At 57.1% G+C, this 17,860-nt stretch carries 22 protein-coding genes, 1 tRNA gene and 5 pseudogenes; 6 read left to right on the forward strand and 22 right to left on the reverse strand.

What is annotated here, in order from left to right:
- Window positions 1-25: 25 nt before the first annotated feature.
- A complete protein-coding gene (locus CCOS191_RS01435; protein WP_046857664.1) occupies window positions 26-277 on the forward strand; it encodes a helix-turn-helix domain-containing protein in 252 nt (83 codons plus the stop codon).
- The gene (locus tag CCOS191_RS01440; protein ID WP_046853784.1) at window positions 274-1,467 is read left to right on the forward strand and encodes a type II toxin-antitoxin system HipA family toxin; all 1,194 of its coding nucleotides are present in this window, start codon (window positions 274-276) and stop codon (window positions 1,465-1,467) included. The genes CCOS191_RS01435 and CCOS191_RS01440 overlap by 4 nt, the downstream gene beginning before the upstream one ends.
- On the opposite strand, the gene CCOS191_RS01445 is transcribed toward CCOS191_RS01440, so the two are convergent.
- The 3 genes and pseudogenes from CCOS191_RS01445 to CCOS191_RS01455 form a co-directional block, all read right to left on the reverse strand.
- The gene (locus CCOS191_RS01445) at window positions 1,448-1,681 is read right to left on the reverse strand and encodes a DUF3079 domain-containing protein (RefSeq protein WP_046853785.1); all 234 of its coding nucleotides are present in this window, start codon (window positions 1,679-1,681) and stop codon (window positions 1,448-1,450) included. The two genes, CCOS191_RS01440 and CCOS191_RS01445, sit on opposite strands and share 20 nt — an antisense overlap.
- A gap of 78 nt (window positions 1,682-1,759) precedes the next feature.
- The gene (gene nirK, locus CCOS191_RS01450) at window positions 1,760-2,905 is read right to left on the reverse strand and encodes a copper-containing nitrite reductase (protein WP_082120341.1); all 1,146 of its coding nucleotides are present in this window, start codon (window positions 2,903-2,905) and stop codon (window positions 1,760-1,762) included.
- Window positions 2,906-3,321: 416 nt separating this feature from the next.
- Window positions 3,322-3,646, reverse strand: a pseudogene (locus tag CCOS191_RS01455) (tyrosine-type recombinase/integrase); the annotation flags it as partial.
- Between the two features lie 152 nt (window positions 3,647-3,798).
- On the opposite strand from CCOS191_RS01455, the gene CCOS191_RS01460 reads away from it, so the two are divergent.
- Window positions 3,799-4,149 carry a type II toxin-antitoxin system RelE/ParE family toxin gene (locus CCOS191_RS01460; RefSeq protein ID WP_046857666.1) on the forward strand — a complete coding sequence of 117 codons (351 nt, stop codon included), beginning with the start codon at window positions 3,799-3,801 and terminating at the stop codon, window positions 4,147-4,149.
- Here the strand turns inward: CCOS191_RS01460 and CCOS191_RS01465 are convergent.
- Window positions 4,146-4,469 carry a helix-turn-helix domain-containing protein gene (locus CCOS191_RS01465; RefSeq protein ID WP_046853787.1) on the reverse strand — a complete coding sequence of 108 codons (324 nt, stop codon included), beginning with the start codon at window positions 4,467-4,469 and terminating at the stop codon, window positions 4,146-4,148. The two genes, CCOS191_RS01460 and CCOS191_RS01465, sit on opposite strands and share 4 nt — an antisense overlap.
- A gap of 573 nt (window positions 4,470-5,042) precedes the next feature.
- Between CCOS191_RS01465 and CCOS191_RS01470 the strand changes: the two genes are divergently transcribed.
- Window positions 5,043-5,552, forward strand: coding sequence for a TIR domain-containing protein (locus CCOS191_RS01470; RefSeq protein WP_046857667.1), 510 nt, complete (start codon window positions 5,043-5,045; stop codon window positions 5,550-5,552).
- Window positions 5,553-5,665: 113 nt separating this feature from the next.
- Here the strand turns inward: CCOS191_RS01470 and CCOS191_RS01475 are convergent, their stop codons facing one another.
- The 14 genes and pseudogenes from CCOS191_RS01475 to CCOS191_RS01525 all read right to left on the reverse strand — a co-directional run bounded on the left by CCOS191_RS01475 (window position 5,666) and on the right by CCOS191_RS01525 (window position 13,021).
- Window positions 5,666-6,502, reverse strand: a complete 837-nt coding sequence (locus CCOS191_RS01475) for a macro domain-containing protein (protein WP_046853788.1) — start codon at window positions 6,500-6,502, stop codon at window positions 5,666-5,668.
- Between the two features lie 170 nt (window positions 6,503-6,672).
- Window positions 6,673-7,515 (reverse strand): hypothetical protein, encoded by an 843-nt coding sequence (locus CCOS191_RS27770; protein WP_156177495.1) that lies wholly within the window; start codon window positions 7,513-7,515, stop codon window positions 6,673-6,675.
- A gap of 783 nt (window positions 7,516-8,298) precedes the next feature.
- A pseudogene (locus CCOS191_RS01480) lies at window positions 8,299-8,718 on the reverse strand (phage baseplate assembly protein V); the annotation flags it as partial.
- Window positions 8,719-8,743: 25 nt separating this feature from the next.
- Window positions 8,744-9,199, reverse strand: a pseudogene (locus CCOS191_RS01485) (phage virion morphogenesis protein).
- Window positions 9,192-9,725: a phage tail protein gene (locus CCOS191_RS01490; RefSeq protein ID WP_046853789.1), complete on the reverse strand. Its 534-nt coding sequence runs from the start codon at window positions 9,723-9,725 to the stop codon at window positions 9,192-9,194. Before CCOS191_RS01490 ends, CCOS191_RS01485 begins: the two are co-directional and overlap by 8 nt.
- The gene (gene lysC / locus CCOS191_RS28310; RefSeq protein WP_052752570.1) at window positions 9,709-9,975 is read right to left on the reverse strand and encodes an Rz1-like lysis system protein LysC; all 267 of its coding nucleotides are present in this window, start codon (window positions 9,973-9,975) and stop codon (window positions 9,709-9,711) included. The genes CCOS191_RS01490 and lysC overlap by 17 nt, the downstream gene beginning before the upstream one ends.
- Window positions 9,899-10,150: pseudogene (locus tag CCOS191_RS28565) on the reverse strand (Rz-like lysis system protein LysB); the annotation flags it as partial. The gene lysC and the pseudogene CCOS191_RS28565, both read right to left, overlap by 77 nt.
- Before the next feature lie 113 nt (window positions 10,151-10,263).
- Window positions 10,264-10,365 (reverse strand): annotated as a pseudogene (locus CCOS191_RS26940) (N-acetylmuramidase domain-containing protein); the annotation flags it as partial.
- 420 nt (window positions 10,366-10,785) lie between these two features.
- Window positions 10,786-11,289, reverse strand: coding sequence for a hypothetical protein (locus CCOS191_RS01500; protein ID WP_046853790.1), 504 nt, complete (start codon window positions 11,287-11,289; stop codon window positions 10,786-10,788).
- 84 nt (window positions 11,290-11,373) lie between these two features.
- Window positions 11,374-11,449 (reverse strand) — tRNA-Thr (locus CCOS191_RS01505).
- A 98-nt stretch (window positions 11,450-11,547) separates the two neighbouring features.
- Complete coding sequence (locus tag CCOS191_RS01510; protein WP_371918090.1) at window positions 11,548-11,799, reverse strand: hypothetical protein; 252 nt, start codon at window positions 11,797-11,799, stop codon at window positions 11,548-11,550.
- A 22-nt stretch (window positions 11,800-11,821) separates the two neighbouring features.
- Window positions 11,822-12,208 (reverse strand): hypothetical protein, encoded by a 387-nt coding sequence (locus CCOS191_RS01515; protein ID WP_046853791.1) that lies wholly within the window; start codon window positions 12,206-12,208, stop codon window positions 11,822-11,824.
- Window positions 12,209-12,226: 18 nt separating this feature from the next.
- Complete coding sequence (locus CCOS191_RS01520) at window positions 12,227-12,433, reverse strand: helix-turn-helix domain-containing protein (protein WP_023629980.1); 207 nt, start codon at window positions 12,431-12,433, stop codon at window positions 12,227-12,229.
- Between the two features lie 9 nt (window positions 12,434-12,442).
- Entirely contained in the window at window positions 12,443-13,021 is a 579-nt protein-coding gene (locus CCOS191_RS01525) for a hypothetical protein (protein WP_038706991.1), read from the reverse strand.
- Between the two features lie 457 nt (window positions 13,022-13,478).
- Between CCOS191_RS01525 and CCOS191_RS01530 the strand changes: the two genes are divergently transcribed.
- Together CCOS191_RS01530 and mdtI are read left to right on the forward strand one after the other, a co-directional pair.
- Window positions 13,479-13,838, forward strand: coding sequence for a multidrug/spermidine efflux SMR transporter subunit MdtJ (locus CCOS191_RS01530; protein ID WP_023629979.1), 360 nt, complete (start codon window positions 13,479-13,481; stop codon window positions 13,836-13,838).
- On the forward strand, window positions 13,832-14,149 hold the full coding sequence (gene mdtI / locus CCOS191_RS01535) for a multidrug/spermidine efflux SMR transporter subunit MdtI (RefSeq protein WP_023629978.1): 318 nt from the start codon (window positions 13,832-13,834) through the stop codon (window positions 14,147-14,149). The genes CCOS191_RS01530 and mdtI overlap by 7 nt, the downstream gene beginning before the upstream one ends.
- A 225-nt stretch (window positions 14,150-14,374) precedes the next feature.
- On the opposite strand, the gene CCOS191_RS01540 is transcribed toward mdtI, so the two are convergent.
- The 4 genes from CCOS191_RS01540 to CCOS191_RS01555 are packed head-to-tail and all read right to left on the reverse strand — an operon-like array spanning window position 14,375 to window position 17,859.
- On the reverse strand, window positions 14,375-15,598 hold the full coding sequence (locus CCOS191_RS01540; protein ID WP_046853792.1) for a methyltransferase: 1,224 nt from the start codon (window positions 15,596-15,598) through the stop codon (window positions 14,375-14,377).
- A 59-nt stretch (window positions 15,599-15,657) separates the two neighbouring features.
- Window positions 15,658-16,347 carry an ABC transporter permease gene (locus tag CCOS191_RS01545; protein ID WP_023630847.1) on the reverse strand — a complete coding sequence of 230 codons (690 nt, stop codon included), beginning with the start codon at window positions 16,345-16,347 and terminating at the stop codon, window positions 15,658-15,660.
- Window positions 16,348-17,040, reverse strand: a complete 693-nt coding sequence (locus CCOS191_RS01550) for an ABC transporter permease (RefSeq protein WP_023630848.1) — start codon at window positions 17,038-17,040, stop codon at window positions 16,348-16,350.
- 57 nt (window positions 17,041-17,097) lie between these two features.
- Entirely contained in the window at window positions 17,098-17,859 is a 762-nt protein-coding gene (locus tag CCOS191_RS01555) for an ABC transporter substrate-binding protein (RefSeq protein ID WP_023630849.1), read from the reverse strand.
- Between the last annotated feature and the right edge of the window lies 1 nt (window position 17,860).

Raw genomic sequence — 17,860 nt, forward strand, 5'->3', positions numbered from 1 at the left:
TCTAAATTTGTCACGTATAAAGAACATGGACCACTCATTGATCGTTGAGCGCCTGGGCGCGCAGGTTCGCACGCGAAGGCTTAACCGGGGATTGACCCAGCACGCGCTCGCAACCTTGGCCGGTATCACCCGGCAAAAGATCATTGCCATGGAGAAAGGGAGCCTGTCAGTGGCCATCGGTGCATATGCACGTGCATTGGCGGCGCTCGGCTGCGAACTGCAGGTCATAGCGGCGGTGATGCCGACGCTTGACGAAATCGAGGGGATGTTCGAATGACGCCGCTGATAGTCGCGACACCCGAGGGTGACAGTGGAGCATTGCTGACCAGTGCAGGCGACTACCTCTTCCGCTATGGCCCGCACACCGTTGCTGATGCGGCGATCAGCCTGTTGATGCCGGTCCGAACCGAGGAATACAGGCATCGCGAGCTGCATCCGGTGTTCCAGATGAACTTGCCCGAAGGGTATGTGCTCGAGCAATTGCGCAACCGCCTGGCGAAGATCGTTCAGGTCGACCCCATGCTTCTCCTGGCGTTGTCCGGCAGCAGTTCGCCGATCGGGCGTGTGCATGTCAGCTCGCAGGTAGTGGACACACTGCTGCGGCGGCAGACGTTTCCGGGAGAGAAGCTGGCGAACATCCTTTCATGGGATGGGGGAGAGGATATCTTCGCCGATCTGGTGGATCGCTACATTCTGCGCGCAGGCATTTCTGGTGTGCAGCCGAAGGTCCTGGTTCCGGAGCAACTGGACCCTTTGTCACAGCGCTTTACCTCGAAAACAGCCGAGCTGATCATCAAGAGCGGGCGCGACGAGTTCCCGGGCCTGGCGATCAACGAATTCCTGTGCATGTCGGTTGCGCAAACCTCTGGTCTGCCAGTGCCCCAATTCTTCCTGTCCGACAACGGCAAACTGTTCGTCATGCGCCGTTTCGATCGTGACGAACAGAACAATCCACTTGGTTTCGAAGACATGGCTGCCTTGATGGGGCTTGGCGCCGAACAGAAGTACAGCAAGAGCTACGCTGCCATTGCCAAGGCGATCCGCCTGTTCTGCGCGCCTGAGCATCTTCGGCAATCGCTGCGGCAACTGTTCGAGATGGTTGCGCTCAGCTGTATCGTCGGAAATGGTGACGCCCATCTGAAAAATTTCGGGTTGCTGTACACCGATCCTCTTCGAGGCGATGCGCGTCTGGCTCCGGCGTACGACATCGTCAATACCACGGCTTACATACCGGAAGACGTGCTGGCGCTTTCGCTATCCGGCAACAAATCCTTGTTTGCGTCGCGGCAAGGCCTGCTGGACTTCGCACCGCTTTGCGACGTGAGCAACCCGGCTGAGGTCATTCGCAATCAGCTTGAAGCATTGGAGCGAACACTGGCCAGGGAGTCCGCGCTTTGCGATCAGGCACCCAAGGTGGTTGCCGCCATCAAGGCGAGCGCGGCGCCGTTCATTCAGACTTTTGGTTGAGCGGCATTTCCTGTCCGGGCGCGGCATGCGAAGTGGCCATGGTCGCATCCAGATGATCATCGAGCTGTTCCCAATCCTCGCCGAACAACTCCACCGGGTGCATGGTCCGGTCCGCGCCATTACCGCAGGCCAGCGCCTTGGCCGGGCAGTACAGGTCGCAGCCCCAGCAGATCCGTTCGGGATGGCTGGGGTTCGTGGGAAATCGCTTGGCCATGGTCTCCCTCCATGAAGTGGATGCCTGCGCTCAGGCTATGCCGCGCATGGCCAAGGGGCTTGATCCGGATCAATTCCGCTAGCGGATCGGCCCGGGCGCCTGCACTTGTTTCATCAGGTCGTCATTCCACTGCCCCTCCACCTGCACATGCGCGGCGGCGCCGAGCATCACCGCCTCGATCAGGTTGTGGTTGAGGTAGGTGTACAGGCCGGGCTGGCGGAAGGTGTACAACGCCGCCCCCGCCGCACCTCCGGGGATGAACCAGGTCTCCAGGTTGCGCTGCGGCGGGTTGGCGAACTTGCCCGAGGCCCAGACGTAGTCGCCGTGGCCGCCGATCAGATGCGGGCGGGTATCACGGTTGGCCTGGGAATGAACGATCAGCACGGTCTCGCCCACCTTGGCGGTGAGCGCCTGCTTGCCGGTCAGGGCGCCGACGCTGCCGTTGAACACCACATGGCTGGGCACCAGCCCCTTCATGAGCTGGCTCATGTCGCCGAAGCTGGCCATGGGATTGGCGTAGCGCTTGTACTTGCCGTCCTTGTCGCGGGGGATGTAGTAGTCCTGCTCGCCGATATACCAGACCTTGTCGTACTGCAACGGGCGGCCTTCGGGGTCTTTCAGGCCGTCACGGGGCAGCACCATGATTGCGCCGTTCATGCCGCACACCACATGCCAGGGAATCATCGCCCCGCCCGGCGCGCAGTGATACACGAACACCCCGGCACGGTCGGCCTTGAAGCGCAGCACCACCTGCTCGCCCGGCTTCACATGGGTCAGCTCACCGCCGCCGAGGGCGCCGGTGGAGGCGTGGAAGTCGATGTTGTGCATCATGCTGTTGCTGGCCGGGTTGACCAGCGTGAGCTCCACGTAGTCACCTTCATGCACCACCATCAGCGGGCCAGGCACCGAGCCGTTGAAGGTCATGGCGTGGATATAGGCACCGGCGCTGTCGATGGCCAGTTCCTTCTCCTCAATGACCATGCGGAACTCGACAATGCGCGGTTTGCCGGGAGCGCGCTGGCTGTGAGAGTGGACCTGCGGCGGTGCCACCAGTTCGACGCTCACCCGCTCCAGTTTCGCCAGGTCAGGCACCGGGCCGGTGGCGGGCGAAGCGGTAGCGGCCTGGGCCAGGCCACTGCCAAGCGCCGAGGCACCGACGCCCAGCAACACAGTGCCGGCCAGCATGCCACGCCGGGTCAGGGACACGCCTTCTTGCTCGTTCATGGGACTTCTCCTTAAGTCGACGAAAGTCGTCGGGCACAGGAATAGCCGCTTTGAAAGTAGGGTTTATTGAGCGAAAACAAGAAGTGGAGAGGGTGGACAATGTGTCGCAGGAGCGGAAACGAAAAAGCCCCGACATTCGTCGAGGGTTTTGAGGCGACAGCTCTTGCGACTCCCGGCCTACGCTTGTGGACAATATTCGTCAAGCAGCGGGATATCAGGGATTTAGCTCCTGTGTACAAAAACTACCCTCCGGTGGACATCAATGGTTTTCCACATACGTAAGCTGTGCCAGCAGTTTTTTTCTTGGGTATGGTCACGGGGCGGCTTTGCCACCTCGTTTCAAAGGACCCGCGCGGAGGAGCTTCATGCGGAGCTGTGAGTAACTTCACAGCGAGTTGAGGTGGTGGTGCGGCGGGCTATTCGGTCCTCTTGGCACGGCGAAGGCGCGTGACGTTATCGCCCGTCTGCTTGGCAAACTCGTGCGGTATCACATGGTCGTCGCGGTTCGCCTCCAGAAACCGGCTCCACCAGATCATGATCATCCGGCGCTCTTCGAGGAACTCGTCCCTTTGGGTACAGGCGGCGCGCTCGTTGTTGCGCTTCTTGTGGCTCAACTGCCGTTCGATAGCCGTTTCTGACCGTAGCTCGGACGCCATGGCGACAGATGTCCGCCTTGGTGTTACAGCCCTTGCTCCGAGCAACGCGATTGCCGCACACCATCTCCTGCGACGCCTCAGGCCAGTTCAAGCCGTGCAGGTGAATGAAACACCCTATTTCAAGCTGATATCCCGAAACACTTCTACCCCCGCCCAGAGCAATCGACTGCGCTAAATTCCACGTTCTCCGGCATGCATGCCGTCCACGACTCCAGCATTTCGTTTGTAGGTAGACCGTTGAGAAAGTTTGCGTTTGTGAGTGCAGCTGCTGAGCGGGAGTACAAGGATCTTCCGCAGGATGTTCAGGACGATTTCGGCAAAGACCTGCGTCGTATTCAGTATGGCCAGGACCCTGAGCGGCCGATCAAGGCGCTGACGGAGTCGGTGGGGGCGGGCGCGATAGAGCTCATCATCAACGGCAGCCCTGCATTCCGCTGCGTGTATGTGGCCAAATTTGCGGACATGGTCGTTGTGTTGCATTCGTTCGTGAAAACGACCAACAGGTCCGACCGGCATGCGATGCAGGTCGCTGAAGACCGCATGAAGGAGTTCAAGCACGAACTGCGGAAGATGGGGTACAGGGTTTAGCTGCCGGGCGTTTGAGTGATCACGATCTGCGCAGGCGAATCGGCATCGTTCGAAGGGAGGGTCAAGCTCGTTCTAAAGCCGAGCTTGTCGAGCATGTCCATCATGGCGTCCAGTGTGAATTTCTCGATCTTGCCATTGGCCAGCTCGGATACCCGGGACTGTGTCACGTTCAGCCTGGCTGCGGCTTCGTGCTGCTTGAGGCCCATTTTTTTGATGCAATGCGTGATGAAGATAGACAGGTCCATCTTCAAGGCCATTTTGCTGGCCGTCTCTGCATCGTGGGTGGCGTGGAAAGGGCTTTCGTGGAATTGAAGCGCCATGGGGTTGTCTCAGTAGGAATATCTAAAATTTAAGATAAAATCGTAGCTGGGCTCGATTGGCAAGTCAAAGCGTTTGTGTTTGGAGGCGTGTCTTGCTGGGTGGAGAGGGGGGGCAGAGATTGCCGGGGCCGCTGTGCGGCCCATCGTAGGCAAGCCCGCTCATTGATCGGGTTGGCTTTGAGGGATTTTTTTCGGCTGAGGGACAGCGGAAACGAAAAAGCCCCGACATTCGTCGAGGCTTTTGAGGATGGTGCGGCACCAGGAGTCGAAACTCGAGTTAAGTATATGATTTTGAAATTAATTATTTATACAGACACAAGACGATATCCCTAAATCTATCCGGATTAGGTGCTTAATGATTAAGCTTTGCTAGGGATTCTAGAGTGGCCAAGTTTACACCGTTTTTGGAGTTTAGTAGTCTAGCATGGTCGTGGATGGACGATAAAAGGCAGCAGCTTTGGGCGTGAGGGTCAATCAATTAAGGGGCTTCGCTGCAGCGTTTATCAGGAGTACAGTAAATAAAGAAAACAGCAAAGAATGTGAATGTAATGGGTTTTGCTTAAGAGAATGTTCATGAGCTATCGGAATAAAACTTACGTTGCGTTTGCAAGTGAAGATATCCATTTGTATCGCCTCATGGAGGCTTGGCGCGATAATGATAAGATTGATTTTGACTTTTTCGACGCGCATGATATTTTTCAATCCAGAGATACAAGTAAAAGAGAAACTATTAAGCGAAACCTCTGTGAAAGAATGAAAAACGCAAAGCAAGTTGTGCTAATTGGCAGTCCGGATGCGAAAAGAAAGGGAGGGGACGGTTACTCATTCCTAGCTCATGAAGTTGAATTGATTATTGAGATGAATTTGCCTGTTGTGGTTGCAAACAAGGGAGGGAGCCGTCTGATCAAGAAAGAATTTATCCCTGTACCGTTTAGCGATGCCGACTACTACACTATCTCAGTATCGCTCCAGCCGGCAATAATAAAGTATGCGCTGGATAATTACACTAGGGTGTTTAGGGACTCAGATAAAAAAGGTCCTCACTACTATCTTGGTGAAACGTATAGCGGTCTTGGTATATAGATTGTTCTAATCTACGGATCTTGCTAAGTTGTAATGATGCGTCTCTGGAGTTTAGACACGCATCATCTGCTAAAGGAGTTTGATGAATGGCTGCCGATTGTTTATTTGTTGCACTATAAGCCGGTTTTGGCAGCTTTGATATCTAGAAGATTGATGCTGTCTATTTTGTCTTTATGAATAACGATGGTAAGCTTTGCCGGGTATTTGAACCGCATTTCGCTAATTCTAAAAGTCCACAACATTATTTTCAGAAGGTCTTCATCCGAGATGTTTTTGTGTTCCTTTATTCTCGTGATGCCTGATCCAAATATTGGGGTTGACACGCTTTGTTGAGCATATACTTTATTGATTCGATCCCAAAAATTTATTAAAAATTCAAGGTATTCGGGCATTGTCAAAACTGCACGATTGTTTTTGTCAAATTTAGAAAATGCGGCAAGAATAAAGTCGTCGTATACGCATAAAGTCCCAATCTTATAACGTTGTTTTTTTCCAGTATCTCGCGCGTCATTAACGTCAATAAGCTCATCGTTATCAAATTTGTAGTGTTCTATGTGCTCGTCAAGTTTGGCTAGCGTTGAGGGAAGATGATGGTTGATAAAAATTCCATTTAATGAGAGCTCTGAAATTATGCTGTTGTCGACAATTGTGTCAAAGTATTCATTGAAAGCTATTACTTTTAATCCGTGCTCCGAAAATATGTCTCCGCTTTTTATTGTTACTTTGCTGCCTTCAATGTTGAGCTCAACAAGCTTTAGTTTGTTTGCTGATCGCCATAGAATTACATAAAATACTATTAGCGCTAGAGCAAAAGCTAAGCCCGCGACAGCTTTTTTACTAGTTGGGATTTCTACGAAAATTAGAAATAGCGAAAAAACTGTACTTATCTCAGATATTTTTTCTTTGAAGTTTTTAATCAGCTGCCTGTCGAATAATTCTACCTTATTCATGGTTGTCTCCTGAGTTGCTGTATGGCTTTGGCATTTTAATTTCTATATATCAGCCAAAAACATCAGTGGTGCATCTGAAGAACTTCCACTGGACTGGCTGTTTATTTGTCGATTATATGAATATGCAGATACTGCTACGTAGCAGTATCTGCTCACTCCGTTATTAATTTTTAGGTAATTCTTTTCCTGGTAGATGTGAATTTAGAGAAGTGTGACTTTATGTCAGATAGGGATTCTTTGTGGTTTTCATCAACATAGATTTCTAGATGCTTATGATTTCCGACGTCAGCAATCATTGCGCCGATTACTCCATCTATAGACTTTGAGATGTCCAAAGCTTCTGAGATATCGCCTGACCGTTTTCCGAAGCATAAGCTGATATCTCCTCTTTCTCTTGAAGGGCGATGGTTTCTGTCATCTTTAACTGATATTCGCTCCATCCTATTCAAACTTTGGCGCATGCTCCTGAGTTCGTCAAGGATGTACTCTTGTCCTGAGACTTCTTTCTTATCGAGTTTAGCAATAGTGAATTCGCCGAAATGCTTTAGAAATGTGGTGTAATTTGGATCGTTGGACGACTTGGTGTAAGTTGCAGATATTTTTGCTGAAAGTTTTTCTTTGAATTCTGTTATTTTTGAGAATCTGAGGTCTCTTGGATATTCAAGATGCTCAATCGATGATGTGTCAAATGTAAACGGAGTGTGACTGTCTTTTATGATGATGGTAGGCTTGTCGAAAGCGAGACGCATACCAAGTTCGAACATCACGTTAGGGTTCTTGCCACTAACGTCTACTACAACTACGGGGTTGTCATGAAGATTTTGGATGATCCGTTTATGGATTATTCCTACCTCGTCCGCATGGCTTACTAGGTTGGCATCAAAACCCGCCTGTTCTACTGCATCGCTAATGATTTCTAGAACATCCGCCCAGTGTGATTCCGTGCATCCATCGATGGTGGAGATTGGCATAACTATGCCGCATACCATTTTTACTTTAGTCGCTTCGGCCATTGATATTCCCTTTATCAAAATCTAAAAATTCGTATGGGCAGATGGCCACTATGCTAGTTGTATTATTTAAAGTCAAGTCGTGTGCATGATCTTCTAAAAAGCTTGCGACAGAGTCTTATTCCGCAGCCTTGAGGTGCGTGTGTGTTGCAATCATGCATACATGAACTCGGCAGTTCCATATCGAATTGTCGAGCCAAACCATACTTTAATAGTCTCAGTAGAGTGTCGCTTCTAACACTGTTCCACTGTCGCTCTCGAGTTAATTGCTTCTTTCATGATCATAATATTTTCGTTCAGGGTCTGAATTTTCGTGAATGCTCAAATAATCATGTCGTTAAGTTGCGCTGAGTGATCCGTCAGAAGGTTACAATTAAGCTGAGGGCATCATTGATCCCCGATTGACTGCGGAACAGCAAGACTGTAGATGACCTGCCATGGGCGAAATTATGATCATCGTGTATACCACCGCATGTTATGTGGGTATCTCTAGTTCTCCTTTTGGTACTCTCCACGTCATCCCGCCAAGAATGCTGAGTGTTATCAGGGATCAAGGCCCCTGCGACCTGTGGGGAATGTCCTCTTCGCGGGACTGGCGGCTCCTTACGAACGGGAGCACGGGCATCACAGATCTGGCCTCCTGAACACCGTTACCGGTGGGCGGGTGGAGGCAGCACTGGCTGACTAGACCAGCGCCTGAAGATCCTGAGCCGGGTGAACGCAGCAATGCGATAACCGGGGCATGCCTGACTGTCAGTCAGGTGCAGTCCATTCCCTGGTCTGCGGCACCAGGCTGGTAGTTCCGCCATCGGGCAGAACAGCGCTGAGGTGGTGTGCAACGCTGTCGTACTCGATCACGGCGCCGTCGCGGTAGCTGCGGCGGTGCAGCCCAGGGCGGTCGCCGTTGGCGGGAATGGCGTCGCTAAAAAGGCCAGTGAAGACGACGCCGTTGGCCATCTGCCCGCTGGGAGAGAGCAGCAGCACCTGTTCGTTCACGGTGGGCGGGTCCCATTCCTGGTCGGCGCCGGCACGCCAGGCCATCCACGGCAGCCAGGTCGTCAGGTTGCCGCCGGTTTGCACCTTCACCCGGGGCGGCTTGTGCTGCACCTCGGCAATGGTGCCAAAGCGGATCAGGTTTTCCAGCAGGCGGTTGAGGTCGGCGATGTTCATGCCGGCGATGGTCGCGCCACGCGCGCGCGGGTGCATTCGCGTGGGCTTGTAGGGAAGGGCGTTACAGGGTCAGGTGAGCCAGCTGGGTGTCGCGGAGCTGGTCAATCTCGGCGTCGGTGAAGCCCAGCAGCTCGCGCTGTTCGTACTGTACGACCGCGCCACCACGGGCCACACGGTCTTTCAGGCCCTTCTGGTGGACATTGGCGATCCTGGCAACCCGGCCGGCGAAGCCCACCGACGCGCCGGCGGCGTCCCCCTGGGCCTTCAGGTAGGTGGCGGTGCGCATCTTCTGGAACATCTTCACCTTGCGCCGCACACGGCCTTTCTTGCCTCTTAGCTGCCGAGGTTTGCGCGGGGCGTAGGGCGATCCGTCCGGGTTGCGTTGGGCAATGACGCGCTGTTGCTGGCTGCGGCGCAGGTCCTTGGCGACAGTCCTGGCCAGCTTGGTTCGTGCGGCTGGCTCTAAGCGCTATAGGAGCGGGCTGACCCAGTGCTCCAGGGCCTCCAGATCAGCCATGGCGTGAAGACTTCAGCGGAGGCGTGACCAAGGCCATGCTGTCCGGGGCGGCGGGTGGCTGCCAGGCGGCCAGCGGCTCTCCGTTGGCATAGAGGGCAACCTCGCCCTGGTCCTCGTAGGGTTCGTACTGTGGCTCGCCGGGGTGGGTCACGTCGAAGCCGCCGCCGTCCAGGCGCTTTACCACTACCCGCTCTGTCAGCGGCAGGGTAAGGCTGAGGTCGACCTTGCTCCGGTCGAGGAGATCGGCTTCGAAGACCAGGCCATCAGCCGACTTGTCCAGGTTGGTCAGTAGCTCGGACTGGTTGACCCGCAGCCAGCCCAGGATCGGCAGCATCACGCTGTCCGGGTGGCCGGCGAAGTCGGTCAGGATGATCTGCAGGGTATAGGCGTACTCGAACGACAGGCTGATGGCCGCGGTGCAACGGACTTTGCCGCTGTCGATGAACATCAGTAGCCGTTCGGGATTGCGAGCGAGGCCAGGGACGGCGGCGAGCAGGTGCTCGCGCAGGCTATCGGGCTTGTTCATGGGTCACCTGGTGCTGGTAGACGCGGTCGACCTGGGCGGCGCACTCGGCCCAGGCCAGTTCGGTGCGCTCCAGGTCAGTGAGCAGCTGGCCGTTGCGGGCCGGTGCCGTCGACGGCAGCCGGCACGGGACGACTACCGGACAGCCACTGACGATAAGCGTCGGCGCCGGTGAGGGCGGGGCGCTCGCGCAGCCGGCGAGCAGCGTCAGGCAGAGGCTGGTCAGACCATTCGCGAAGTTGCTGGTTTTCATGCTTGAGGGCCTCGATCACGCGCTCGCGCTGGGCAAGGCCTTGGCGCAGCTCGCCTTGCAGGGCGAGCAGCTTGGCCTGGCTGTCCCGCTCGCTCGCCAGTTCGGATTTCAGTTGGTTGGCCGTCGCCAGGTTCTGGTCGCGGTCTTGCTGCGCGCGGCTTAGCTGATCCTCCAGCCGTTTGCCGGCCTCGTTGGCGGTGGTTACCTGGTGCTGCTGGTCTCAACCCCACAATGCGGCACCACCGGCCGCGAGCAGGGCGAGAGCAAGCAAGCCGCTACGCAGATCCATCAGGCTACCGCCAGCGCGCGGTCCTGGTGTCGCTCGAAGGCGCGCTCCAGCTTCACGTCGTACAGGTTCCGCTTGTAGTCAGCGCCGTTGTACAGCTCGGCGACCTTGGGGTATTTCTACGGCGCCGCGCTGGGGATTGAAGCGTTGTCTGGCTGGTCTAGGGGGTAGTCTCGAGAAAAGAGTAACAACCGTAACTGCTGGGTAGGACCGGTGCTGGAGGCCCCGTATTTGCTGGGCTTCGTCGGTTACAAAGAGAGGTAATGGAAAGGTAATTGATAAAGTAATATTTCGCTAAGTCCTTGATTTTAAAGGCTTTCAAGCTTTGCAAATATCACTCAAAGAAAGAGTAATCTGATTACTTATAGGTTACTTAAAAATTACTTTTTGGAAACGAGCCGAGGCCACGGAAATCAAGGGCTGTGGCCCATAAAATGGTCAGGATTACTGATGTTACTCTTTTTTCTAGCTGTGCCACTACCATGATTCGGAGGGCTTAGTCGCGGTTGCAGGCGTGCGCGCGCTTATTCACTTGGCTTCGCTTCCATCCTAGACAAGACGGTTTCAAACAAAGCGTGAGTAGAGCCGAACAAATAGGCCAAGGCGCCTCGAAGATCTGTGGGGGCCGTGTTGTTAGCCCGTCTACGCGCGTTCACTACGTCCACGATGACCTTTTGCTGCTTCGCAATTTTCGACGGGTCGGGCTCCAGCTCGTGCGCCATCGTATTGCGCAGATCGTTGAGGTGTTTGGCACACGTCCAAACCAAGTCATTCAGGGCCCCGAAGTCATGCGGGCAAAGGGCCTTGGCCAGGCTTAAAACCTGTGTGAAACGAAAACGGGCACCGTCCAAATGTTGTGGATGAGCTACCAAGTTCGAAGTGAAATCACGAAGCGCGGCCTCAAGAAGCAGATGTGCCTTCAAGACCATGGACTCGTCGTCTAGATCGGGAGGGAAGTGCTTATCAAACAGGCTGCTGTGTTTCGATAAGAATTCGCTAGCTGCTGGGTGAAGGTCGTCCATCTCCATGTCGCTTGGTCCCTGTTGGTACGTGCGTTGGTACGTGGAGCAGCTAAAAAAAAGGCCTGCATCGCTGCAAGCCTTTGATTTATATGGTGCCGGCACCAGGAATCGAACCCGGGACCTACTGATTACAAGTCAGTTGCTCTACCATCTGAGCTATACCGGCACAGGGGCGTCATTATAGCGATGGATTCGGCGCTGTAAACCACTTCGTTGCATCCAGCGCACAAAACCCTAAGTCACCGAACTGAAAGGAGAATTTTCCTACCAGCCGCGGTGGATGGAGTTGACGCTTGGCTCGGGTTGGCCGGGGTTGAAGAACAGCTTGCCGTTGTCGCAGCCGCGCTTGCGGCAGCTGCCGTCGGCGTTGTGCAGGGGCAGGCCGCGGTCACCGCCCAACTGCATGCCGGGCATGTTCCAGTTCAGCGGGGCCGGCTTGCTGCTTGGCAGGCTGTTGGCGCAGCCGGTCATGGCCAGGGCGAGGGTCAGCAGGGCGAAAGGCTTGGTGTGTTTCACGATGTTCGAGTCCGTTCCGGGATCAGTCTTTGTTCAGGATGCGCTGGATGGTGCCGCCGCAGGCCATGTAGCAGGAGTCGTAGTCATTGCCGCAACTGTAGCTGCTCCCCGTATTGAAGGGGTAGCTCGGGTAGTGGCAACTGTGACGCGCTTCCTTCTTGCTCTTGCCGTTCTGGCAGTACTGGTAGGCCCTCATCTCGGCCTGGTACAGCGCACGTTCGCTGTTGTCCTGCAGGCGGGCCATCTGCTGGCAGTGGTTGCGCTCCGTCGAACAGCTGTTGATGCAGTTCATGCCATGCGCGCTGGGCGGTGGCGAGTATCTATAGGTGTAGCTCGGGCCGCAGCCGGTCAGGGCCAAGGCCAGGCAGGCCAGCACGAGGGCGGCCAGACCATTGTGGAAAAGTGCCATGGGTGTTGCAGTCCTTGATCATTCGTCGCTGAACTCGAGCAAATCGCCGGGCTGGCAGTTCAGGGCGCGACACAGCTTCTCCAGGGTCTCGATCTTGAAACCCTTGATCTTGCCGTTCTTCAGCAGCGACAGGTTCGCTTCCGTGATACCGATGATTTCCGCCAGGTCCTTGGAACGCATCTTGTTCCGGGCCATGACGACGTCGAGGCGGATGATTATCGGCATAGGAAGCAGTCAGACATAACAGTTGTGTTCATCGCTGATGGTCTTGGCGTCACGCATGAGCAGCGAGAAGGCACACAGCAGGATGCCTTTCATGATCTCGTAGACAGCCTGCGATGATACACCGATCGAGAAGCTGAAGCTCCTTTCGCCGGCCGGCAGGTCGATGGCCAGGGCCAAGCCCTGCAAGGTGTAGGTCACCGGCCACAGCAGTGGGGTGAAGATGCACAGCAGGCCGACCCACCACAGCAATTTGATATTGGCCGAGGTCCAGGTCTGCCCACGCGAGAGGCGGTGGAAGAACAGGCCGGTCAGGCCGAGGGCCACAACGGAAATCAGCGTGGGAATCATGTCCACCGCCAGTACCAGGCCGACGGCCAGGGGGGATGCCTGGTAGCCGGGTTCGAGCAGCAGCGGCATCTGGTCGCCGTAGGCTTGCAGGTAGCCGTTGAAAATCTCGGGGAAGTCGAAGATGAAGAGCAAGGGCGTGATGGTCAGCTCGACGACCGCGGTTGTCCAGGCCAGGTAGGCGGCGAATGCGCCGATGGTGCGTAGGCGCGAACGCGCATAGGCCACGGATCTACTGTTCATGGGGTGCCTCCGTACAGTGATGAACGGAGCGGATTATTCTTGAATAATTATCGTAAAACAATAATTAATTTTGAGTATGTGCCGATGGCGACGGTTTGTCGCAGGGGGGGCCTTGCTGGTGATCGCGGGGCAAGCCGGCTCCTGCAAAGGCAGCGTGGGGATTATAATTTACGAAGCTTTCAGCAAGCTTTACGGGAGTTTCTCTTGAGAAGTCCATTTTTCCCGATAAATAATTAGTCTCAACCTATCATTTTGACTAAATCGATCAGCTAAGCTAATCTTGTGTTCATTATGTTGAACAGTAAAGCTTTCAAGCTCCTCTCCTCTTCCCGCCTGGTCTCCCGTGAACGTCACTGGACCGGCGACCTCTAGCGCCACCCTCCCTCTACAGCCGTAAACGTCTCTGTCTGGCGCCGATGCCTGTGCGCTCGGCCGCTGTCGCCCATGGGAGGGCACCATGCGTTCCTGGATCTACCTGATCGTCGCCATCACCTTCGAGGTGATCGGCACGGCGTCGATGAAACTCGCCGCCACTCATTTCCCCGTGATGGGGCATGCCGTCATGTACGTCATGATCTGTCTGTCGTATTTCTTCCTGGCCCTGGCGGTCAAGCGCGTGCCGGTGGGTGTGGCCTACGCGCTGTGGGAAGGTTTCGGTATTGTGCTGATCACCTTGATCAGCGTGCTCTGGCTTGGCGAAAGCCTGGGCTGGACCAAGGCCCTGGGCCTGGCGGTGATGATCGCCGGCATCCTGCTGGTCAAGGCCGGTACCCGCGCCAAGCCCGTCGAGCGTGAAGGGGAGGCCGTGCCATGCTGATTCCATTTGCCTGGCTGGGCCTGGCCATCGTGCTGGAGGTATTGGCCAACCTGCTGCTCAAGTACTCCGATGGTTTCCGCCGCAAAGGCCTGGGCCTGGCCTCGATCCTCTGCGTGCTGGCGGCGTTCACCGCGCTGGCGCAGGCGGTGAAGGACATCGACCTGTCGCTGGCCTACGCCATCTGGGGCGGCTTTGGCATCCTTGCCACCGTGGCCATGGGCTGGGCCTTGTTCGGTCAGCGTCTGGCCGGGCGTGGTTGGTTGGGTCTTGCGTTGCTGCTGGTAGGCATGGGCTTGCTCAAACTGGCTTGACAACTGCCCTTCCAAAGCGCTTGGCAAAATTGCTTATGCACAAGTGGCATTGGCCGCTTGCGCGAAAGGCATGCCGACAGGGGCTACCACCGGTCTTTGCGCAAAGGCCTGTTTTTACTGGCTTTGAGGCCCATGACGGAATAAGCAAAGCAGCGCAAATAGCCCAAGGATCCAAGATTTCGTGATTTTCATCACAAGCTTGTACACAGAGTTATCCACAGGCTGTCAACCGCGCTGCGGCGTTGCGTCGCGTTCACCCAGCAGCAACAGGTTGCGCGGGGTCAGCGGGTAATCGCAGAACACGCCTAGCCGTACCGAATAGCCTTGCTCCTGCAGGAACAGGGCGCGATCGAGCACCAGCCACATCTCCAGTGGGCGGCGGAACAGGTTGCGTACCTGTTCGAGGTTGCGTACCTCGGCCAGGCGTTGCTGGCCGGCGGCCTCAAGGGCAACCCAGTCGGGTTGGCCGTTGATCGTCAGCTGCTTGAGTTCGGCCAGGTCGCGACAGTAGTGCTCGAAAGGCTTTGCCAGCCAGCTGACCGGCAGCGAAGGGGTGGGCAGGTATTCGTCCACGTGCCGTTGCTGGCGCTGCAGCAGGTCGAACCCGAGGCGGCGGGCCATGGACTGGTCGCGCTGGCGGCGGGTGCGCTGGCTGGAGGTGACTGCTTCGCTCAGCGGCAGGCCCAGGTCGTCCTGAGTCAATGCCAGGGCCGAGGCCTGGGCGGCGCCGGAGAGCGGTTGATAGCGCTTGCCCTGGATGCGGTTGTAGCAGCAGGGCGCGACGGCGATCTGTCGGCATCCCTGCTGGCTTGCCAGTTGCAGTAGCCGCACATGCAGGTCGCCGCAGGCGTGCAGGGCGACCGCGCTCTTGCCGCCATCCAGATGCCGGGCGCTGTCCATGGCCATGACGTCCTGCTGGACATGGGTGGCAGCCAGGTGGTGATGTTCGCTCAGGGCCTTGCCGGCGCTGACCAGCTCGGCGTCGTACTCCAGGCAGGTCAGCTGCTGGCCGGGTTGCAGCAGACGCCTGCCCAGGTGGCCTTTGCCAGAGCACCAGTCGAGCCAGTGCCGCGCAGGCTGGCTGAACGCCAGGCGGCGGCTGAAGGCTTCGATCTGCTGCCACTTGCGGCCAGGGACGTTGACGTCGAGACGGTGCCCGGCGGGGTGCAAGCCGGCATCGGGCAGCTCGCCGACGACGGACAGTGCCTGCGCCTGTGCGGCCAGTTGTGCAAATGGTGCCGGGGCCGCAGGTTGCTCGGGGGCTTCGGCTTGTTCAAGGGTACGTTGGCGCAGCCATTGGGACAGCTCGGCGTGCTCGTCTTCCCAATCCAGGCGCAAGTGGTTGAACGGGCGCGGGCGCCACAGCTGCTGGTGCTGCAGCAGGAAATGGTCGAGGGCCTGGAAGCGCTCGAGCAGGTGTTGGTCGTGGAGGTAAGGCGTGGTCGGCATGCAGGCACCGCAGCGCTATCGACAGGGGCCGCCAAGCGGCCCCGATGGTGTTTACAGCCTCAACGCCCCTGGCAGGCATCCACGCGCAGCCAGCGCTCCAACAGCTTGAAGCCCTGCACCAGCACGAACGAGATCAGCAGGTAGAACACCCCGGCGGCAAAGAAGATTTCCACCGGCAGGTAGGTGCGGGCAATGATGGTCCGTGCCATGCCGGTCAATTCCAGCAAGGTCACGGTACTGGCCAGGGCGCTGGCCTTGAGCATCAGGATCACTTCGTTGCTGTAGGCCGGCAGGCCGATGCGCGCGGCGCGCGGCAGCATGATGTAGAGCAGCGTCTTGCCCCGCGACATGCCCAGTGCTCTGGCCGCTTCGATCTCGCCCTTGGGGATCGCCTGCAAAGCACCGCGCAGGATCTCTGCGATGTAGGCGGCGGTGTGCAGGGTCATGGTCAGCACCGTGCACCAGAACGGATCGCGCAGGTACGGCCACAGCGAGCTGTTGCGCACCACGTCGAACTGGGCCAGGCCGTAGTACACCAGGAACAGCTGCACCAGCAGCGGCGTGCCGCGGAAGAAGAAGATGTAACCGAAGGGCAGGGCGCGCACATACCAGTGTCGCGACGAGCGCGCCACGCCCAGTGGTATGGCCAGGATCAGGCCGGCGATGACGGCGATGGCCACCAGCTCCAGGGTCAGGGTGGCACCCTGGGCCAGGCGTGGTAGCCACTTGATGATGACTTCCCAGTTCATTTATTCGGCCCTCATGAAGCCGCGAGCGGCGCGCTTTTCCAGGAAGTGCATGCCGGTCATGGCAATCACGGTCAGGCCCAGGTAGATGCAGGCGGCCACGGCGTAGAAGGTGAACGGCTCCTTGGTGACGGTCACGCCGATCTGCGCGTGACGCATGATCTCTTCCAGGCCGATCACCGACACCAGCGCAGTGTCCTTCATCAGGATCATGAACAGGTTGCCCAGGCCCGGCAGGGCGATGCGCCACATCTGCGGGAGGATGATCCGCGACAGGATGCGGCCCTTGGACAGGCCCAGGGCCAGGCCCGCTTCACGATGCCCCTTGGGGATGGCCAGGATCGCGCCGCGGAATACTTCCGTGGCGTAGGCGCCGAAGCACAGGCCGAGGGCGATCACGCCAGCGGTGAAGGCACTGAGCTCCAGGCCAGGCATGTTCAGCAGTTCGCCAAGGCTGTTCATCAGCCCGACGGTGCCGAAGTAGATGAGCAGCACCCAGAGCAGTTCGGGTACGCCGCGCACCAACGTCGAATAGGTACCACCAAGCCATTGCAGCGGCTTGATCGGCGAGGTTTTGGCCAGGGCGCCGAGCAGGCCCAGGACCAGCCCCAGCAGCAAGGCGCAGAGCGCCAGTTTTACGGTCATCAGGGTACCGGCCATCATGGCCGGGCCGAATCCGTGCAGGTCGATATTCATGGGTAAGTTTGTTCAAGGGACAGGCACCGCCAAGGCGGCGATGCCTGTCGGGGCGAATCAATAGATGCTGAACGGGAAGTACTTGTCGTTGATCTTCTTGTAGGTACCGTCGGCGACGATTTCCTTCAGTGCGGCATTGAGCTTGTTACGCAGCTCGTTGTCGCCTTTGCGTACTGCGATGCCGACCTTGTCGCTTTCGTTGACCGGTTCGCCCTTGAACTCGTAGTTCTTGCCAGCGTCGGACTTCAACCAGTCGTAGTTGGCGTACTTGTCGGCAAGGATGGCGTCGACGCGGCCGGAGGTCAGGTCCAGGTAGGCGTTTTCCTGGTTGTCGTACAGGCTGACCTTGAACTCGCCGTCCATGCCGCCGTTGTCGTCCAGCCAGGTCGCGGCCTGGGTGGCACGCTGGGTGCCGATGGTCTTGCCCTTGAGCGAGGCGCGGTCAGTCTTGAAGTCGGCGCCTTTCTTGGCGATGAACTGCTGCTTGTTCGAGTAGTACGGGTCGGTGAAGTCCACCGCCTGCTTGCGCTCATCGGTGATCGACAGCGACGAAATGATGAAGTCGAACTTCTTCGCGTTCAGCGACGGGATGATGCCGTCCCAGTCGGAGGTGACCACTTCGCATTCGACCTTCATCTTGGCGCACAGGGCGTCGCCGATGTCCTTGTCGAAGCCGACGACCTGGCCGCTGGCATCCTTGTTGTTGAACGGTGGGTAGGCAGCTTCGATACCCATGCGCAGTTTTTCCGCGGCCATGGCGTTGGCCGACATCACCAGCGTGGCAGCAGCTGCCAGGAGGAACTTCTTGTAGGTCTGCATG

Origin of the sequence: Pseudomonas sp. CCOS 191 (assembly GCF_001007005.1) — a bacterium.
GTDB classification, from domain to species: domain Bacteria; phylum Pseudomonadota; class Gammaproteobacteria; order Pseudomonadales; family Pseudomonadaceae; genus Aquipseudomonas; species Aquipseudomonas soli.

Bases quoted from the DNA above. Each gene is read 5' to 3' on its own strand.
- CCOS191_RS01435 (WP_046857664.1), top strand. From the start codon at position 26: ATGGACCACTCATTGATCGTTGAGCGCCTGGGCGCGCAGGTTCGCACG.
- CCOS191_RS01440 (WP_046853784.1), top strand. From the start codon at position 274: ATGACGCCGCTGATAGTCGCGACACCCGAGGGTGACAGTGGAGCATTG.
- CCOS191_RS01445 (WP_046853785.1), bottom strand. From the start codon at position 1,681: ATGGCCAAGCGATTTCCCACGAACCCCAGCCATCCCGAACGGATCTGC.
- nirK (WP_082120341.1), bottom strand. From the start codon at position 2,905: ATGAACGAGCAAGAAGGCGTGTCCCTGACCCGGCGTGGCATGCTGGCC.
- CCOS191_RS01465 (WP_046853787.1), bottom strand. From the start codon at position 4,469: ATGGCGCTTCAATTCCACGAAAGCCCTTTCCACGCCACCCACGATGCA.
- CCOS191_RS01470 (WP_046857667.1), top strand. From the start codon at position 5,043: ATGAGCTATCGGAATAAAACTTACGTTGCGTTTGCAAGTGAAGATATC.
- CCOS191_RS01475 (WP_046853788.1), bottom strand. From the start codon at position 6,502: ATGAATAAGGTAGAATTATTCGACAGGCAGCTGATTAAAAACTTCAAA.
- CCOS191_RS27770 (WP_156177495.1), bottom strand. From the start codon at position 7,515: ATGGCCGAAGCGACTAAAGTAAAAATGGTATGCGGCATAGTTATGCCA.
- CCOS191_RS01490 (WP_046853789.1), bottom strand. From the start codon at position 9,725: ATGAACAAGCCCGATAGCCTGCGCGAGCACCTGCTCGCCGCCGTCCCT.
- lysC (WP_052752570.1), bottom strand. From the start codon at position 9,975: ATGAAAACCAGCAACTTCGCGAATGGTCTGACCAGCCTCTGCCTGACG.
- CCOS191_RS01500 (WP_046853790.1), bottom strand. From the start codon at position 11,289: ATGGAGATGGACGACCTTCACCCAGCAGCTAGCGAATTCTTATCGAAA.
- CCOS191_RS01515 (WP_046853791.1), bottom strand. From the start codon at position 12,208: ATGGCACTTTTCCACAATGGTCTGGCCGCCCTCGTGCTGGCCTGCCTG.
- CCOS191_RS01520 (WP_023629980.1), bottom strand. From the start codon at position 12,433: ATGCCGATAATCATCCGCCTCGACGTCGTCATGGCCCGGAACAAGATG.
- CCOS191_RS01525 (WP_038706991.1), bottom strand. From the start codon at position 13,021: ATGAACAGTAGATCCGTGGCCTATGCGCGTTCGCGCCTACGCACCATC.
- CCOS191_RS01530 (WP_023629979.1), top strand. From the start codon at position 13,479: ATGCGTTCCTGGATCTACCTGATCGTCGCCATCACCTTCGAGGTGATC.
- mdtI (WP_023629978.1), top strand. From the start codon at position 13,832: ATGCTGATTCCATTTGCCTGGCTGGGCCTGGCCATCGTGCTGGAGGTA.
- CCOS191_RS01540 (WP_046853792.1), bottom strand. From the start codon at position 15,598: ATGCCGACCACGCCTTACCTCCACGACCAACACCTGCTCGAGCGCTTC.
- CCOS191_RS01545 (WP_023630847.1), bottom strand. From the start codon at position 16,347: ATGAACTGGGAAGTCATCATCAAGTGGCTACCACGCCTGGCCCAGGGT.
- CCOS191_RS01550 (WP_023630848.1), bottom strand. From the start codon at position 17,040: ATGAATATCGACCTGCACGGATTCGGCCCGGCCATGATGGCCGGTACC.
- CCOS191_RS01555 (WP_023630849.1), bottom strand. From the start codon at position 17,859: ATGCAGACCTACAAGAAGTTCCTCCTGGCAGCTGCTGCCACGCTGGTG.